Annotated in this window: 17 protein-coding genes; 12 read left to right on the top strand and 5 right to left on the bottom strand. The window is 28.1% G+C overall.

All coding sequences use genetic code 11. From position 1 onward, the window contains the following. The first annotated feature begins 49 nt into the window (after positions 1-49). From FDK22_RS08210 to FDK22_RS08180, 7 genes are all read left to right on the top strand, one after another. Positions 50-1303: an arsenic transporter gene (locus FDK22_RS08210; RefSeq protein WP_138152439.1), complete on the top strand. Its 1254-nt coding sequence runs from the start codon at positions 50-52 to the stop codon at positions 1301-1303. An 11-nt stretch (positions 1304-1314) separates the two neighbouring features. Then, positions 1315-1716, top strand: a complete 402-nt coding sequence (locus FDK22_RS08205) for an arsenate reductase ArsC (RefSeq protein WP_171012946.1) — start codon at positions 1315-1317, stop codon at positions 1714-1716. Between the two features lie 17 nt (positions 1717-1733). Continuing rightward, entirely contained in the window at positions 1734-2195 is a 462-nt protein-coding gene (locus FDK22_RS08200) for a rhodanese-like domain-containing protein (RefSeq protein WP_138152437.1), read from the top strand. Next, on the top strand, positions 2195-3154 hold the full coding sequence (locus FDK22_RS08195) for a permease (RefSeq protein ID WP_138152436.1): 960 nt from the start codon (positions 2195-2197) through the stop codon (positions 3152-3154). Before FDK22_RS08200 ends, FDK22_RS08195 begins: the two co-directional genes overlap by 1 nt. Positions 3155-3233: 79 nt before the next feature. Further along, positions 3234-3461 carry a thioredoxin family protein gene (locus FDK22_RS08190; RefSeq protein WP_138152435.1) on the top strand — a complete coding sequence of 76 codons (228 nt, stop codon included), beginning with the start codon at positions 3234-3236 and terminating at the stop codon, positions 3459-3461. Between the two features lie 68 nt (positions 3462-3529). Beyond that, positions 3530-4417: an EamA family transporter RarD gene (gene rarD / locus FDK22_RS08185; protein WP_138152434.1), complete on the top strand. Its 888-nt coding sequence runs from the start codon at positions 3530-3532 to the stop codon at positions 4415-4417. Between the two features lie 51 nt (positions 4418-4468). Then, entirely contained in the window at positions 4469-5875 is a 1407-nt protein-coding gene (locus tag FDK22_RS08180; protein ID WP_138152433.1) for a PepSY-associated TM helix domain-containing protein, read from the top strand. A 57-nt stretch (positions 5876-5932) separates the two neighbouring features. Here FDK22_RS08180 and FDK22_RS08175 read toward each other — a convergent pair whose 3' ends face one another. Continuing rightward, positions 5933-7108 carry a hypothetical protein gene (locus FDK22_RS08175; RefSeq protein ID WP_138152432.1) on the bottom strand — a complete coding sequence of 392 codons (1176 nt, stop codon included), beginning with the start codon at positions 7106-7108 and terminating at the stop codon, positions 5933-5935. A gap of 205 nt (positions 7109-7313) precedes the next feature. Between FDK22_RS08175 and FDK22_RS08170 the strand changes: the two genes are divergently transcribed. The 5 genes from FDK22_RS08170 (at position 7314) to FDK22_RS08150 (ending at position 14761) form a co-directional block, all read left to right on the top strand. Further along, complete coding sequence (locus FDK22_RS08170) at positions 7314-8003, top strand: response regulator (protein WP_138152431.1); 690 nt, start codon at positions 7314-7316, stop codon at positions 8001-8003. A gap of 215 nt (positions 8004-8218) precedes the next feature. Continuing rightward, positions 8219-8998 (top strand): hypothetical protein, encoded by a 780-nt coding sequence (locus FDK22_RS08165; protein WP_138152430.1) that lies wholly within the window; start codon positions 8219-8221, stop codon positions 8996-8998. Between the two features lie 14 nt (positions 8999-9012). Next, a complete protein-coding gene (locus FDK22_RS08160) occupies positions 9013-10518 on the top strand; it encodes a hypothetical protein (protein ID WP_138152429.1) in 1506 nt (501 codons plus the stop codon). Positions 10519-10646: 128 nt separating this feature from the next. Then, positions 10647-11282 carry a MerR family transcriptional regulator gene (locus tag FDK22_RS08155; RefSeq protein ID WP_138152428.1) on the top strand — a complete coding sequence of 212 codons (636 nt, stop codon included), beginning with the start codon at positions 10647-10649 and terminating at the stop codon, positions 11280-11282. A 2-nt stretch (positions 11283-11284) separates the two neighbouring features. Next, positions 11285-14761 carry an acyl-[ACP]--phospholipid O-acyltransferase gene (locus tag FDK22_RS08150; RefSeq protein ID WP_138152427.1) on the top strand — a complete coding sequence of 1159 codons (3477 nt, stop codon included), beginning with the start codon at positions 11285-11287 and terminating at the stop codon, positions 14759-14761. A gap of 50 nt (positions 14762-14811) precedes the next feature. Here FDK22_RS08150 and FDK22_RS08145 read toward each other — a convergent pair whose 3' ends face one another. The 4 genes from FDK22_RS08145 to FDK22_RS08130 form a co-directional block, all read right to left on the bottom strand. Beyond that, positions 14812-15309 (bottom strand): hypothetical protein, encoded by a 498-nt coding sequence (locus FDK22_RS08145; RefSeq protein ID WP_138152426.1) that lies wholly within the window; start codon positions 15307-15309, stop codon positions 14812-14814. A 1-nt stretch (position 15310) separates the two neighbouring features. Continuing rightward, on the bottom strand, positions 15311-15550 hold the full coding sequence (locus tag FDK22_RS08140) for a hypothetical protein (RefSeq protein WP_138152425.1): 240 nt from the start codon (positions 15548-15550) through the stop codon (positions 15311-15313). Beyond that, positions 15537-16016 carry a hypothetical protein gene (locus FDK22_RS08135; RefSeq protein WP_138152424.1) on the bottom strand — a complete coding sequence of 160 codons (480 nt, stop codon included), beginning with the start codon at positions 16014-16016 and terminating at the stop codon, positions 15537-15539. Before FDK22_RS08135 ends, FDK22_RS08140 begins: the two co-directional genes overlap by 14 nt. Positions 16017-16084: 68 nt before the next feature. Next, positions 16085-16621, bottom strand: coding sequence for a DUF2589 domain-containing protein (locus FDK22_RS08130; RefSeq protein WP_138152423.1), 537 nt, complete (start codon positions 16619-16621; stop codon positions 16085-16087). Between the last annotated feature and the right edge of the window lie 3 nt (positions 16622-16624).

Below are 16624 nucleotides of genomic sequence, written 5' to 3'. Positions count from 1 at the left end.
ATAATATATCAACATATCTTGATATATTAGAAACATAGGAGAATAAAAAATGATTTTGGCAAGTGCTATATTTTTGATAACACTTATTTTTGTAATTTGGCAACCAAAGGGTTTACAAATAGGAACAACTGCAGTAATTGGAGCTATCATTGCTTTAATTGTGGGTGTTGTAAGTTTAGATGATGTTTTAATCGTTACAGATATTGTATGGGATGCAACTTTAGCATTTATTGGAATTATAATTTTATCAATGGTTTTAGATGAGATTGGTTTCTTTGAGTGGTGTGCAATAAAAATGGCAAAGTTATCAAGGGGAAATGGGCATTTGATGTTTGTTTATGCTTTATTACTTGGAAGTTTTGTATCAGCACTTTTCGCAAATGATGGAGCTGCACTAATTTTAACTCCAATTTTACTTGCTAAAATGAGAATCTTACAATTAAATGCAAAAACAATTTTAGCCTTTTTACTTGCAGGGGGATTTATTAGTGATTCTGCCTCTCTTCCTTTTGTATTTTCAAATCTTACAAATATTGTAACGGCAAACTATTTTGATATAGGATTTATGCAGTATTTATCAAATATGATTATTCCATATATTGTTAGTACTATTGTTTCTATAATTGTTTTATGGGTGATTCTTAGACATGATATCCCTAAAACTGTTGATGTTAATTTACTTAAAAATCCTGATGATGTACTAAAAAGTAAAACACTATTTAAATTTTCATGGATATTTTTAGCACTTTTATTAGCTGGATATTTTATTGGTGATGGATTTGATTTACCTGTTTCTGTTTTTGCTTTAGGGGGAGGATTACTTTTCTTAATTATTGCAAGTGTTTCAAAACATGCCAATGCAAAAGAGATAATTAAAACAGCTCCTTGGCAGGTTGTTTGGTTCTCTATTGGATTATATATAGTTGTATATGGATTAAAAAATGAAGGTTTAACAGATTATTTAACATTAATTTTAAATGATTTAGTTCAAAGAGGTGATGCAATTGCCATTATAGGAACTGGTTTCTTAAGTGCTGTATTAAGTGCAATTATGAACAATATGCCAACGATTATGGTTATGGATATTGCAATGAAAGATATACCAAATGAAGCTTTAGCCTATGCAAATATAATTGGATGTAACTTAGGTCCTAAAATGACACCATTTGGTTCTTTAGCGACTCTACTTTGGCTTCATGTTCTAAGTCAAAAGGGTGTAAAAATTGGTTTCTGGCAATATAGTAAATTTGGTCTTATAGTAACGCCACCAGTATTATTTATTGTGTTATTAACATTAATTTAAAAAGGAATATTATGAAAAAAGTATTGATTTTATGTACAGGAAATTCTTGTAGAAGTATTATTGCAGAAGCACAAATAAATGCTTTTGTTGAGGGTGCAGTAAGTGATAGTAGTGGTGTAAAAGCAAGTGGAAGAGTTAATCCAAATGCTCAAAAATTATTGGAGCAAAAGGGAATTTGGAAGGATGAATATCATTCAAAAACTATTGATAAAGTAATAGATAATCAATACGATTTGGTCGTAACTGTTTGTGACCATGCAAATGAAACTTGTCCAATGTTCCCAAAAGCAGTAAAAGTTATTCATGTTGGATTTGAAGATCCAGATGGAAAAGGTTTTGATGCCTTTGAAACAACATATAATGAAATATATGAAACTTTACTTCCAAAGGTAAAAGAAGAACTTGGTCTATAAGACGAAAAGAGCAAATTATGAAAAAAACAATTGTACTGATGCTAACATTAACATCTTTAGTATCATCATTAATAGCTAGTGAATTAAAACCATTAAACTTAGAAGAGTATGTTAAATCTTTTGATTTAAAGGAGCGAACAAAAATGAAGGTAAAAACAGCAGAGATGCTGGTTTTACTTGAAGAAAAAGAGGCCGTCCTTATTGATATTAGATTTAAAGAGGAGTATGAAGTATGGAATATGCCATTTTCAAAAAATATTCCATTAAATGAATTACCAAATAGACTTGATGAATTACCAAAAGATAAATTAATTATAACTGCTTGTCCACATAATGATAGAGCAAATATTGCAAGAATTTATCTTAAAACAAAAGGTTATAATGTTAGATATTTAAGTGATGGCTTATTAAAAGTTGCAGATTTTCTAAGGGGTGATAACGCTGTAGAATTTCTACAAGAACTAAAAAAGGATAACTGATGTTTTCATGGTGGGAAAAAATTGTTGATTATTTAGTTTATGGTGTATTTGCATTAGATGCAAATACTACTATGGGTAGTGCAATACATTTTTTTATTTATGATACAGTTAAGATTTTTATACTTCTAATTACTATTATTTTTGCAGTTTCATACTTAAGAACTTGGTTTAATGTTGAAAAAGTAAGAGCTTATTTGCAAGGAAAATCGCAGTTTACAGGTAATATCCTAGCCTCACTTTTTGGAATAATTACCCCTTTTTGTACATGTTCTGCAATTCCTTTATTTTTAGGGTTTTTACAAGCTAGAATCCCTATTGGGGTAACTTTTTCTTTCTTAATCTCTGCACCATTAAACAATGAAATAGCAATAGCAATGTTATTTGGTCTTTTTGGTTGGAAAATAACAGCTCTTTATATAGGATTTGGACTTTTAATTGCGATTATTGGTGGATATTTAATTGGTAAAACAAATGCAGAAAAATATGTACTAATTGATGTAAAACCTATGGAAGGGTGTTGTGAAAATCCTGAGATTAGTTTTGATTCAAAATCAAGGATAAAAGAAGCTTGGGATTACACAATGGATATTTTTAAAAAGATTTATATTTATGTGATTTTAGGGGTAGGAGTAGGTGCTTTTATTCATGGATACGTTCCTACAGATTTCATAGTAAAATATACAGGTGGGGATGCTTGGTATACTGTTCCTTTAGCAGTTGTTTTAGGAATTCCTATGTATTCAAGTGCCGCAGGTGTTATGCCTCTTGTTGAAGTTTTAACTTCAAAGGGGATGTTACTTGGAAGTGCTTTATCTTTTATGATGGCAGTTACAGCTTTATCTCTTCCTGAAGCTATGATTTTAAAAAGAGTTTTACATATAAAATTAATTGCAATATTTTTTGCAATAATAGGTAGTGGTATAATATTAATTGGTTATATCTTTAATGCAATATTGTAAAGAATAAATTGCTTTAGGTAGTTTAAGAAATATTAATAATTTAGCCCTTTGTAATCTGAGGCAGTTTATAGGAGAAAAAATGAAAATAGAGATTTTAGGAACAGGTTGTTCAAAGTGTCAGGCATTGACTGAGAATGCAAAAAAGGCAGTTGCCCAAGCTGGAGTTTTTGCACAAGTTGAAAAAGTAGAAGATATGGTAAAAATCATGGAATATGGTGTTATGAGTACACCAGGTCTTGTTATCAATGGTGAAGTAAAAAGTACGGGAAAATTACTAAATCCAGAAGAGATTAAGAAGTTTTTTTAAAAGAGCAATTTTTTACTATATTAATAATTGAAGTTTGGATAAAATAATTCCTTTTTTAAGGAGTTATTTTGAGTAAAGAAGCTCAAGGTTATTTTTATGCAACTTTTGCTTTTCTTTTTTGGGGTGGATTATCACCAATTTATTTTAAAGAAGTCGCAACAATAGACTCTACAGAAGTTTTATTATATAGAATTGTTTTTTCTGTTTTTATCCTTTTGCCATTGATTTTTTATAAAAAAGAGATAGGTTTGTTTTTTACTACCATAAAGGATATGAGAAAAATAAAATATCTTTTAGCCTCAACTTTTTTTGTATCAATTAATTGGCTTATTTTTATTTGGGCAGTGTCAAATGGTAAAATCTTAGAAACATCTTTGGGATATTATATTAATCCTTTAGTAAATGTTGTATTTGGTTATTTCTTTTTTAGTGAGAGAGTAAGTATAAGTCAATATTTTGCTATTTTTATTGCTTTATTAGCTGTAATTTATCAACTTTTAACCTTAGGACATATTCCATATATTGCCTTTTCTCTTGCTTTTAGTTTTGCATTTTATGGACTTCTTAGAAAGAAAATAAATGTTTCTTCTCAAGTTGGATTGTTTGTTGAGGTTTTACTTTTATTCCCTTTTGCTATTGGATATTTAATATATTTATATCTATATGGAAATTTATCATTTATTCAAAATAGTTCTTCATATATATCTTTTATGTTATTTTTAGCCGGATTTGTAACTGTAATACCTCTTTTGCTTTTTAATAGTGCTGCAATTAGAATAAGACTTACAACCTTAGGTTTTTTTCAATATATTGGTCCAACAGCTTCTTTTTTATTGGCAATTTTTATTTACAATGAAGATTTTAATAATGATAAGTTAATCACTTTTATTTTAATTTGGTTTGCTTTAGTTATCTTCTCTTTTGATTCTATAAAGAAAGTTTTAATTAATAGATAATTAACACTTTTTTTATAAACTCTCCAGTTATTTTCTTAATTGGATGTGCAGATGAAATTAAATCAAAAAAAAGATATAGAAAACAAAGATAGTGTTTTTTATAAAGCGGTATGGAGATGGCATTTTTATGCTGGTGTTTTTGTAGTCCCTTTTATGCTTATTTTGGCTATAACTGGTATTATGATGATGTATATAGGTTTCTTTGATGGACGAGATGGTGAAAGAGTAATTGTTCCTGTCCCTCAAGATGCTGTTATGATTAGTTTAGAAAAACAGTCAAAACTTGCTCAAAGTACAATTTCTAATTCTACTTTAGTAGAACTAATTATGGCTCCTAAAAAAGATAGAGTAAATGTTTTTAGATTGAAGTTAAAAGATGGTTCTCAAACAATGGTTGCAGTAAATCCTTATACAGGAGAGATTGTAAAAGACTGGAAAAGAAGGCAAGGTTGGTATGACTTAGCAGACAATATCCATAGTGATTTACTTATAGGCAAAACTGGAGATAGGATATTAGAAATTGCTGCTGGTTTTGCTATTATTTTAATTATTACTGGTTTATATCTTTGGTGGCCTCGAGGTAAAAAAATAAATAAAGTATTAGCTTTTGATTTTTCTTTAAAAGGTAGGGAGTTTTTTAAGAACTTTCACTCAGTTTTAGGAGCTTATGTTACTATTTTTCTCTTTTTATTTTTACTTTCTGGAATGTCTTGGACTGGAGTTTGGGGTGCAAAGTTAGTTCAAGCTTGGAGTACTTTCCCTGCTCAAAAATGGGATAAAATCCCTTTATCAGATAAAACTCATGCTTCTTTAAATCATGGTCCTAGTGAAGGAATGCCATGGGCTATTGAACATACCCCATTACCAGCTTCAGGTTCAAAAGAAGGGGTAAAAGGAACATTAAAAGGTGAAAAAGTAAATATAGATAGTATTGAAAGATTAGCAACAAGGTTAGGTTTTGAAGGAAGATATAGAGTCTCTTTTCCTAAAGGTGAAACAGGAGTATGGACTTTAAATCAAGATACCATGAATAGTGATGCAAAAAATCCATTTGATGATAAAACAGTTCATATTGATAGGTATACGGGAAAAGTTCTTGCAAAAGTTACCTTTGATGATTATTCTTTTGCTGGAAAGACAATGGCTGTATCTATTCCTTTACATATGGGCTTAGTGACTATTTGGAATCTACTTATAAATACTATAATATGTTTATCTGTAATTGATTTAAGTATCACAGGACTTATAATGTGGTGGAAAAGAAGACCAACGGGTTCAGGATTTAAACTAGTTGCTCCACCAATGCCAAAAAATTTACCCCATTGGAAAAATGCAATGTTTCTAATGCTAGCTGTATCTTTATTTTTCCCATTAGTAGGGCTTACTTTAATAGCTGTTTTAGTCTTTGACTTTTTAATTTTGTCTAGGGTTTCAGTACTTAGAAAAGTATTTGTTTAACTTGAAGATGATTAATAGATAAATATAGCAATATAATGGGTAAACTTTTACCCATTATTAGTTTTGATTAAGTTGTTCTCTTAATCTCAACTCTTCATGACTAGAAAGAGGATTGGTTTTATTTGCAGCCTTTTCTTTCGTTTCTTCAAGGGCAATTTTCAGACTTTGTAGAATTGATTTGAACTCTTGCATATTTACTGATAACTCATCATCCTTTATATTTTTTGAGTCCTTTTCAATTTCAATCTTATCATTACCTATCACTCTTTTTTGTATCTGTTTTATTTTGTCTTCAAGCTCTTTAATAAGTTCTTTTATTTTATCCTCTGATACTTTTTTTTCTTTTGAATCTTCTATTTTTTCTTTTATTTGATTCATTAGTTTTTCTATGGATTCAAGTTCAGTTTTAGTTAATCCTGTTTCCATTAAAGAGATTAAATCATCTATAAGTTTTTGGGTAATATCTACTTCATAAGAACTCTTTGTAGTTGGTTCATCTTTATTTTTTGAGATACTATTAAAAAGACTTAATAAGTCATCAAATTGATTGATAACACCTTTAAGTACTTTACTTAGCTCATTATTTGCAGAAACTTCAAGCATACCCTCAAAAGTAGAAATTTTATCCTCTAAAAACTCTTTAATATCCTTACCTTTGTAGTCTATTTCTTGTAATTGGGGAAATGCAATAAGCTTATTACTGTGGAATGTTCCAGTAATTAAGTACATGAAGCTTGTAATATCTTCATCTTTTTCAAGGTTTTCAACCATTTTAAATACAGATTCATTAAACTCATCATTGTCACTAATAACGGCAGTACTTAAAAGAGTTCCAGCTTTTATATCACTATTTAAAAGGGTTTCATCTATATATTCACCTGATTCATCCTTTTTGAAAACAAATTTACCTAAGGTTTTCATCTCTTCATAGGATAAACCTTTTATCTCTTCATTGCTAATGTATCCATTATCAATGATTGATTTATAAAGCTCTTTTTCATCTTGGGTTAAATAATTTAAATCAAGTTTATCTATTAACTTATCAAATTGCTCTTGAGTTAGTTTTGAATCATCATATTTTTCTAGATGAACAGGAACTTCTTTATGAATATTATTTTGTGAATTTTCTTTAATTAGAAGTTTATGAAAAGAGGAGTTTTCTAATCTTTCATTATTATTTTGTGCCTTAAAGGAGTTTTTATTCAAGCTATCTAGTGATGATTTAATTTGCATTTAAAAAGCCTTTTAACATTTTAATATTGTAAACAAGAAAAGTATACCTAAAGAGTGTCACAACTACAGTCACAGTTTTAACTTTTTTTAATTTTAAGACTCTATTCTTTAGTGTCTAGATTATGATTTTTAGAATTTTAAAAATCTAAAGTATAAAGAATAAGATTATTTTACTATAATTTTATTATATTTTTTTAGGTCTAATATGAATAAAGCAAAGATTTTAATTGTAGAAAAAGAAAATGCAGAAGCTATTAATATAAAAAATACTATTCTTGGGTTTGGTTATGAAGTTATTAACATCGTTTCAAACTACACAGATACTCTTAAAGTAATAGATATGAAATTCCCCGATATTATTACTATGGGCATAAATTTAGAAAATGGAGAAGATGGAATTGAGCTTGCAAAAGAGATACAGAAATTAAAAAATATACCTATTATTTATCTTACTACTTGTGATGATGATGAAACCATGACAAGGGCAATTGAAACAAACCCAATAAGTTATCTTTTAAAACCAATTAATAAAAATGAACTAAAATCAGCTTTATTATTGGCAATGTTTAAAATAAATAGATTAAATCAATTAATTATAGATAAAAGATGTACCCCTTTAGGATTTGATTACTATTTTGATATGGAAACTCAATCACTTTTTTTTAAAACAACTCCAATAAAACTTAGTGTAAAAGAGAGAAAACTATTAAGTATACTTGTTGAAGCAAAGGGAAGTCCTGTTTCTTTTTATGAGATTGAATATATTATCTGGCCTCAATCACAAGTAACAAATGGTGCAATTAGAACTTTAGTTTACAGGTTAAGGGCAAAATTGGAGCATAAATTAATAGAAGCTGTTCCTCCTCAAGGATTTAAATTAACACCTGTTTTTTAAAGTAATCAGTTTAATAGAATTTTTATCTGTCACACCCTCTGTCACAAATTCTACTCTTTTTTAAAAGTATAAAATTTTATTATATTCTTTTATCTACGTATTTTTAGTGTTTCTTTTAAAATTTAAAAAAAATATAATTTTTTGTGGTAGAAAAAAATGTGATTAAGAGTTTTTCTAGTGTTATAATTTCATATGAATAAATAAGGAGTTTGGATATGAATGTTGGGACTAGCTATATAAATATGATATCTGAAGTAACAAAGACTAACAAAACTTCTAATTATAATCAAAAAGAAATTGTTTCAAAAACTTATTATTCTTTAGAAAATATTAATAAGAGAATTGAAACTATATATGAACAAAGAACAGATTTTTCAGGTAGTACAAGTACTATAGATCCTCATGATGTGCAAAATATTTTAAATAGTTTATCAACCAATTATAATGATATTGAAAACTTGCAACCAGCAGATATTGCTTATGAAGATTATAAAAAGATGACTTACAGCTCTTTAGAAGTGATATTTAATGCAGATTCAGAAAAAATTGGCAAAGCATCAGGTTTAATGGCTTTATCTCAATTAACAAATGATGATATATTAAATAAAATCTATTTTGATAATGAATTAGACGCTAAAAAAGATACTAAAAAAGATGATTATTTTTTTACTCTGGCAATGGTTTCTCTTATGGAGATGTCTGAACATATTCATAATAATGGTGATAAAATCATATTAGATTTAGAAAATAATACCTTAATAGATAATTCAAATCATTCCACTGATACATTTACTACAAAAGATAAATTATTTTCAGATTTTGATAGATTTAGAGAATATTATGAAGAAACAAAAAAGTCATGGACTGGTGCAATTAATATGAATAAAGTATTTGAAAATATGGATGAGATAAAAGAATTGTATGCAAAAAGAATTGAAGAAAATAATGCAATATTAAATAGTTATACTAGAACTACAAAACAACTTACAATATAAATATAGGAGATATTATGACAGTTTCATCAACACACGTATCATATAGTAGCTATGAAAGTATAAGTTATAGAAAAGTTGCTAAGTCTCAAAATGAAACAAATAGTTTTCAACAAACACTAGCTGAAACATCTAATAAAAAAGATGAGCCTTCAACGTCTGAAAAAGTTGATTTATTTGATTTTGAGTATTTCAATAGTTTAAGTGATGATGAAAAAAGTGCTCATTTAAAGCTTATTGGTGAAGAGTCTGGATTTGAAAAATCTATAGCTTTTGGGATGGCTGCTTCATTTGGAGATATAGATATGCAAAAAGCGGTATTTGAAACAACTTCAACTATGTCAAAAAGTGAAATTTTAACTTTCTCTTTTGATATGAGTATGGGGGCTAGTAGATATCTTTCAGGGATGGAATTAAAAGCAAGTTATAGCGTAGATGTAGAAAACGGTTATATTAATTATGGATTAGATGATGTTAATACAAGTGAATATTTTAAAAATATGACTGCTACTGAATTTGATTTTTTCTTTTCAACAATGTCAAACTCCCATATAGCACTTTCAGGTGTGGTGGGTAAAGAGCAAGCAATGCCTTATGCAAATGCCTATAAAAATATTTTAACTTCATATAAAAATTCTTTAGAGGATAGTTCTATAATAGATGAAAAATACAGTATGGGTTTACAAAGATATAATAGTTTTAAAGCAGGTGATGATTTCTGGTTTGAAAATTCTGTTTTTTCAAAAGATGCAGATTTAAAACATGAATTTGTTAAATTTCTATCAAATTTAGATGTAAGTGAATATATGAAATTAAGTGCCAATTTATGGTCTTCTTTTGGAAGTGGACTTATGGAAGATGAAAATGGAAATATAGTTCCAGGAAATCATGAAAAGAATCCAAAAAAAGAGTTTTCAACTTTGGCAAATATAAAAAACTATTTTAAAGGCGAAATCGATGACCTTGAAGAGGGGGCAAGAAAATTTGGTGGAGATGCATCAGAAATGATAAGTTTTTTAAATAGGGTTTTAAATTTTTTTAATAATTATCAGGAAAATGAAAATAAAGATGATGAAAAAAACAATAATATAAACTCTAAAAAAAATGAAAAAGAAGATATAGAAAAGCTAAGGGCTATGGTTGAAGATATATTCTCTTTAATTAAAACAGGTTTTACCGTTTCTGAACTTGAATCTTTACAAGAGCTTCTTAGAAAGTTAAAAGAAGAAATAAAAGATGGAAACTACAATGAAGATGAGATTGAAAAGTTATTAAGTAAAATTGAAAAAGAAGTAGCTGCTATGGAAAAAAGAGTTAACGGGCAAGCTATCGTAAAATCAGAAGAAGGTAATTTAAAACAAAACGATACAAAAACTGAAGAAAACCCTACACAAGAATTCTTAGAAAGAATAGATACAGCATTAACAAAACTAAAAACTCTAGAAAAAGGACTTATTGCTAGAGAAGATGCTGCAACTAAATCAGAAGTTTTAGCAATGATAAAAGAGTTTAGTAACGCTTAGGCTAAAACTATAAATTACTAAACAGTTACATAAGCAAAAACTAAAGAGTAATACTCTTGTTTTTCATTTTAAATTTCTCTATAATTTCAAAAGTAAGGAGTATAACTCTTCACTTTTAGGGATTAAAGATGAAAATTATTGATGAAAAACCATATTATAAGATGAGTGAGTTGGTAGAAGAAACTAATCTTTCTAACCATACTATATCATTTTATAGTAAAAAAGGCTTACTTCCAAATACTGTAAATACTTCAAGAAATATGAAATATTATCCTGAGATTACTGTATCTGTTTTGAATATGATTAAATATTTTAAAGATAATCTTAGTTTCTCTATTGACTATATAAAAGAGCTTTTTGATTACTATAATATAAATTTTGATGAAAGGTCTGAACTTATATTACAATCGATTGAGATGTTATCAAGTGAGATTAAAAATCCAATTTCAAAAAAAGATTTAGATGAAGAGATTATAAAAGAAGCGATTGATTTAGATTTAGTTGATAATAAAGATATATATTTCAAAACAGAAGTTGAAGTTTTAAAAGTATATGAAGAGTTAAGAGGTTATGAAATTGCTAATGAACTTATAAATGAATATGTAAAAACAAGTAAAAAATTAGCTTTACTTGAAAGGCAACTTAGTACAAAGGTTTTAGAAAAAACTGGCTTTTTACCAGAGGTTTTAGTTTTAAATATATTAAACTCTTTTAAGCCTTATATTTTTAACAGACATACAATTATTGAGTTTAAAAAGAGTTAATTATGAGTAGGTTATCAAGTAATTTATTAATTATAAAATTAGCGTTTTTATTTGTTGTTTTTTGTAATGTAATTGTGGATGTTGCACATAAAGTTTTTTTACAAAATATTGCTTTTAAAATATTTGATGGAAGTGAGCAAGTTGTTTGGATATCTGTTATAAATGCAATGATAATTATCCCTTTTATACTTCTTTTTACAATAAGTGGATATTTATCAGATAAATATAATAAAAAAAATATATTAATCTATGGAGCAATCTCATCTTTTTCTTTATCAGTCTTAATGGTATTTTCATATTTAAGTGGAAACTTCTATTTGGCTATGTTAAATCTTGTATTATTAGCAGTTCAAAGCGCAATTTATTCCCCTGCTAAATTTGGTATTATTATAGATATTTGGGGAAAGAAAAACTTAGCAAAAGGAAATGCTAGTTTACAAGCAGTATCAATAATAGCAATTTTATTTTCAATAGCAAGTGGGTCTTTTGTATTTGAATCTTTTTATAATACAAATAATTTACAAGTTTTAGAAACAAAAGAGCAACTCTTAGATGCAATTTTACCACTAACTTATTATATTGTTCCAGTTGCTTTTTTAGAGATGTTAGTATCTTTAGTTGTTTTAAGAAGATTAAAAACATTATATGTAAAAAATGAAAGTTTAGAGCTTGAAAGAAAGGCGTTTCTTCAAGGGAAGATTTTAAAGAAAAATATTCAAATAATCTATTCAAATAATGTAATATTTTTATCAGTTATTGGTTTATCGGTTTTTTGGGGAGTGTCCCAAGGTCTTATGGCTGTTTTTCCATCCTTTGCAAAACAATATTTAAATATAACAGATGTATTTGTTATAAATGGTGTAATAGCAGCATCAGGAATTGGTATTGCAATTGGTTCAATTATATATTCTAAACTATCAAGGCATTATATTGAAGTAGGAACAATTCCCCTTGCAGCTATTGGTATGGCTGTTATGATGTATCTTTCTACATTGGTTGATAGTGGTACTTTATTAGCTCTTTGCTTTTTAACTTTTGGTATTTTTGGTGGACTTTTTGTAGTCCCTTTAAACTCTTTAATTCAATTTAATGCAAAAAAGAAAAATTTAGGGACAATCTTAGCTGGGAACAATTGGTTTCATTCATTAGCAATGTTTTTGATGCTTAGTATCACAACATTTGTGTCTTTAAACAATCTTGATCCTTTAAATACAATATATTTAATACTATTTATAACAATAGTAGGAATGGCATATACCATTTATATGTTGCCACAATCTTTGGTTTTATTATTTATGAAGTTTATTGTTGGATTAAAATACAATTTAGAGGTTCAAGGGCTTAAGCATATCCCCTCTTCAGGTGGAGTTTTACTTTTAGGAAATCATGTATCATGGATAGATTGGGCAGTGATTTTAATGAGTAGCCCAAGACAGATAAAATTTGTAATGCATAAACCAATCTATGAAAAATGGTATTTAAATTGGCTTTTAAAACTTTTTAAAGCAATTCCTATATCTAATGATGCAAGTAAACAGACCATTAAAAAAGTAGCAAAAGAGCTTGATAAAGGAAGTGTAGTTGTACTTTTTCCAGAGGGTGGAATTACTAGAAATGGACATTTAGGCGAGTTTAAAAGAGGTTTTGAATTAATTTTGAAACAAACAAAAACTGATGTACCTGTAATAGCCTTTTATATTAGAGGACTATGGGAGTCTATGTTTAGTAGAGCAAACAAAAAATATAAAAAAAGTAAAAGAATTAATTGTGTTACAGTATCTTTTTCAAGGGCAATGAAGAAAGATAAAGCAAATGTAGTTACGGTTAAAAAAGCTGTTAAAACTTTATCTGCAGTTTCATGGAAAGAACACACTAAAACTCTTGATACTATTCCTGAAATGATATTTGATAGATTAAAACAGATTAAAGGGGACCTGATTTTTGCAGATTCAACTGGAGTTGAATTAACAGCATATAAATTTTTAACAGCTTCAATTCTTTTTAAAAATATTATGAAAAGAAAAGTAAAAGGACAAAATATTGGACTTCTACTCCCTGCAAGTGCCGGTGGAGCTTTTTTAAATACATCAGTTTTAATGTTAGGTAAAACGGCGATAAATTTAAATTTTACTGCATCAATACAAGCTTTAGTTGAAAGTGTTAAAAAAGCAGAAATTCAAACAATAATCACCTCTAAAAAGTTTATAGTTAAATTAAAAGAAAAAGGTGTTGATATTGATGAGGTATTGGATATATGTGAGATTTTATATGTTGAAGATATGAAAAGTCAAATTACAAAAGTTAAAGGTTTATTAACTCTTTTAAGTGTAATTATTTTACCTACTTTTTTACTAAAAGATTTGCATATAAAAAGAACTAAAAAAGATGACACAGCTTTAATAATGTTTTCTAGTGGAAGTGAAGGTATTCCTAAAGGGATTGAATTAAGCCACCAAAATGTTGTTGGAAATTGTCAACAAATTGCTGCAATTATAAATGTAAATGATGAAGATGTTTTTGTTGGTTCTTTACCATTTTTTCACGCTTTTGGAACAGTTGTAACCCTTTTCTTACCTCTTATTGAAGGGATTAGATGTGTATCCCATCCTGACCCAACTGATGGTTATGCAATTGGTAAGTTAGTAGAAAAATATAAAGGGACAATTATACTCGGAACTTCTACTTTTTTTAGGCTTTATACAAAAAATGCAAAACTTAAAAAAGAGATGTTTACTAGTCTTAGGCTTGTAGTTGCAGGAGCTGAAAAACTATCATCAAAGGTTAGGGAAGATTTTACAACAAAATTTGAAAAAGAGATTTTAGAGGGGTATGGGGTAACTGAAACTACACCTGTGGCTTCATGTAATCTTCCAGAAGTAAAAGCTCCTGATGGAACAGTTCAAATTGGACATAAAAATGGAACTGTAGGTATGCCAATCCCTGGAACAACATTTAAAATAGTAGACCCAGATACTTTTAAAGAGCTTGAAACAAATGAAGAGGGGATGATTTTAATTTCTGGTGTTCAGGTTATGAAAGGGTATTTAAAAGATAAGGAAAAAACAAAAGAGGTATTAAAAAAATTAGATGGTAAAACTTATTATATAACAGGTGATAAAGGCAGACTTGATGAGGATGGTTTTTTAACTATTGTTGATAGGTATTCAAGGTTTGCAAAACTTGGCGGAGAAATGGTTAGTCTTGGAGCAGTTGAAGAGAATATTAGAAGAGTTTTACCAAATGATGAGATTGATGTTGTTACAACCTCAATTAAAGATGAAAAAAAAGGTGAAAAAATTGTTGCTTTAATTTCAAACATAAATGAAGAAGAACTATTTAGTTTGAAAAAGAAGATAAAAGATGAATTTGATAATAATTTAATGATACCAAGTGTTTATAAAATTGTTAAAAATGTTCCAAAATTAGGAAGTGGAAAAACAGATTTTAAATTAGCTTCTAAAATGGCTTTAGAAAGTTAATAATCAATTTACTTTGGAGAAGAATTAAACTTTTCTTCTCCTTTATAAAACTATCTACTTTTTGGTACAACACTTAAAGAGTATTTCAATCTTTGTAATTTATTGCCATCAATCTCTTTTAACTGAGTAGAAGTAGGAATCACATATGATAATTTTCCATTTCTATTTTCTGTGGAAACAAGAGCTTCAATTTGTACATCCCTAATCATAAATTCATAATCACTATCATCATCTGATTCTAGATTATTTTGAAGTGCTTTTACTGAGCTAGCTATGAAATTATTGAAATCATTTTGGTATAAAGGCTTGATTCTTTTTAACTCTTCAAATTGTCTTAGTTGAATCTCTTGCTTTTCTAAAAGTTTTTGAAGATTTACTTTTTCCTTTTCTATATTTTTGACTTCCATTTTCAAGGTTTTATTTTCATCGCTTAATTTTGTAGCTTTTGTTTCCTGAATTTTGTAACTTTGTTTAAAACTTTGCAATTGCTTTTTATCAATTGTATTAAGTTTTCTTTCTATCTCCGTAATTTTCTCAAAATTTGGCATTTTATTTCCTTTTTGCAGATGCTTTTATACAAATATTAAAGTAGCTTGTCTCTTTATATTTATCCATAAATTTATTTTCCAACTTTGCTAAAGATATATTTTTAAGTTCAGAATCAGGAGAGAAACTAATTTCTAACTCAATATCTTTTATTAAAAGCTTATCCTTCTCAATTTTTTTGTTAATCTTATAGGCATCTAATAAAGAATCTGAAACTATTTCAAAGAAATCATTTGTTTTCATATTCTTGGATTATCTCAGGTATATTATTAGGTGCTGGTACTGGTACCATTGTTATAGATAATTTACTAAAAGCATTCAGATTTGATTCAAATCGCCTTTCATTTTTTATATCTTTTGTATTAACAAACAATTTTTTCTTTTTAGTATTTGTTGTTGAAGTTACTTCCTCTGCTACACTTAAATCCATTGAAACTTCTATTTTTGTTTCACTAAATTCATAAAAAGTTGGTTTCATACCTAAAGATAAAGCTGAAACTTTTACATATGAAATCTTATCTTTTACACCATTTTGAGTTATTTCTTGTTTCAAAATTGGGATTTCAATATCAGTTTTCGCTAATTCTTTTAATGTATTTAATGAACTTTCATCTAAGCTTTTTTTAGATTGAGCAATAGCTAAAGACATCTCTTCCACAAAATCAGATAAGCTTGCTGATATCTCTTTATATTCTTTTGGTATAGGCATGATATATTCCTTATATCTATGTTTAAGGTTTTAATTCATAGTAGAAAATTCTACTATGAATAAAACTATTAATTAACAGGTGGTGTTGGATTAGCCGGTTGTAAAACCTGTATATCAACCTCTGGCAATAATAAAGGTGGTGGAGGTACTGGAACCATTTTTACAGTAAGTTTACTTGTCCCATGTACTTCTTTACCAAACTTTCTATTATGCTCTACATCTGTTTTTATGGAAGCAGAAAATGGACCCCATCCAGCTTTTGCTTTAAAACCAACTTTTACATTAGTTTCCTTTTGCATTGAAGTTTTTATATCCATAGAAACTTCAATAGTTGTTTCAGAGAATTGATACCATGTCGGTCGTATAAAAGCAATAAGTGGGATATCTTTTGCTTCTACTTGAGTTATATTTGATTCTCCCGTATCAGGATTAATTGTTCCAACAATTTTTGGAACAAAACTAATGGCATTTTCTGGTTTTGCAAGTTCTAATGTTGTTTGTAGTGAATTGTTGTCTAAAGCTTCTTGTGCTGTAGCTACACCCATTGCTAAGTCAGATACCATCTGTGGTAATGGTACATCTAAGAGTTCTTGTCCTACGCTCATTGT

The organism is Arcobacter arenosus, from assembly GCF_005771535.1.
Taxonomy (GTDB): Bacteria; Campylobacterota; Campylobacteria; order Campylobacterales; family Arcobacteraceae; genus Halarcobacter; species Halarcobacter arenosus.
The sequence above is the reverse complement of the archived record's forward strand: the minus strand, read 5'-3'. Positions and strand labels throughout refer to the sequence as shown.

What these genes read in the sequence shown, in the direction of transcription:
- FDK22_RS08210 (WP_138152439.1), top strand. Translation starts at nt 50, where the DNA reads ATGATTTTGGCAAGTGCTATATTTTTGATAACACTTATTTTTGTAATT.
- FDK22_RS08205 (WP_171012946.1), top strand. Translation starts at nt 1,315, where the DNA reads ATGAAAAAAGTATTGATTTTATGTACAGGAAATTCTTGTAGAAGTATT.
- FDK22_RS08200 (WP_138152437.1), top strand. Translation starts at nt 1,734, where the DNA reads ATGAAAAAAACAATTGTACTGATGCTAACATTAACATCTTTAGTATCA.
- FDK22_RS08195 (WP_138152436.1), top strand. Translation starts at nt 2,195, where the DNA reads ATGTTTTCATGGTGGGAAAAAATTGTTGATTATTTAGTTTATGGTGTA.
- FDK22_RS08190 (WP_138152435.1), top strand. Translation starts at nt 3,234, where the DNA reads ATGAAAATAGAGATTTTAGGAACAGGTTGTTCAAAGTGTCAGGCATTG.
- FDK22_RS08180 (WP_138152433.1), top strand. Translation starts at nt 4,469, where the DNA reads ATGAAATTAAATCAAAAAAAAGATATAGAAAACAAAGATAGTGTTTTT.
- FDK22_RS08175 (WP_138152432.1), bottom strand. Translation starts at nt 7,108, where the DNA reads ATGCAAATTAAATCATCACTAGATAGCTTGAATAAAAACTCCTTTAAG.
- FDK22_RS08170 (WP_138152431.1), top strand. Translation starts at nt 7,314, where the DNA reads ATGAATAAAGCAAAGATTTTAATTGTAGAAAAAGAAAATGCAGAAGCT.
- FDK22_RS08165 (WP_138152430.1), top strand. Translation starts at nt 8,219, where the DNA reads ATGAATGTTGGGACTAGCTATATAAATATGATATCTGAAGTAACAAAG.
- FDK22_RS08160 (WP_138152429.1), top strand. Translation starts at nt 9,013, where the DNA reads ATGACAGTTTCATCAACACACGTATCATATAGTAGCTATGAAAGTATA.
- FDK22_RS08155 (WP_138152428.1), top strand. Translation starts at nt 10,647, where the DNA reads ATGAAAATTATTGATGAAAAACCATATTATAAGATGAGTGAGTTGGTA.
- FDK22_RS08150 (WP_138152427.1), top strand. Translation starts at nt 11,285, where the DNA reads ATGAGTAGGTTATCAAGTAATTTATTAATTATAAAATTAGCGTTTTTA.
- FDK22_RS08145 (WP_138152426.1), bottom strand. Translation starts at nt 15,309, where the DNA reads ATGCCAAATTTTGAGAAAATTACGGAGATAGAAAGAAAACTTAATACA.
- FDK22_RS08140 (WP_138152425.1), bottom strand. Translation starts at nt 15,550, where the DNA reads ATGAAAACAAATGATTTCTTTGAAATAGTTTCAGATTCTTTATTAGAT.
- FDK22_RS08135 (WP_138152424.1), bottom strand. Translation starts at nt 16,016, where the DNA reads ATGCCTATACCAAAAGAATATAAAGAGATATCAGCAAGCTTATCTGAT.
- FDK22_RS08130 (WP_138152423.1), bottom strand. Translation starts at nt 16,621, where the DNA reads ATGAGCGTAGGACAAGAACTCTTAGATGTACCATTACCACAGATGGTA.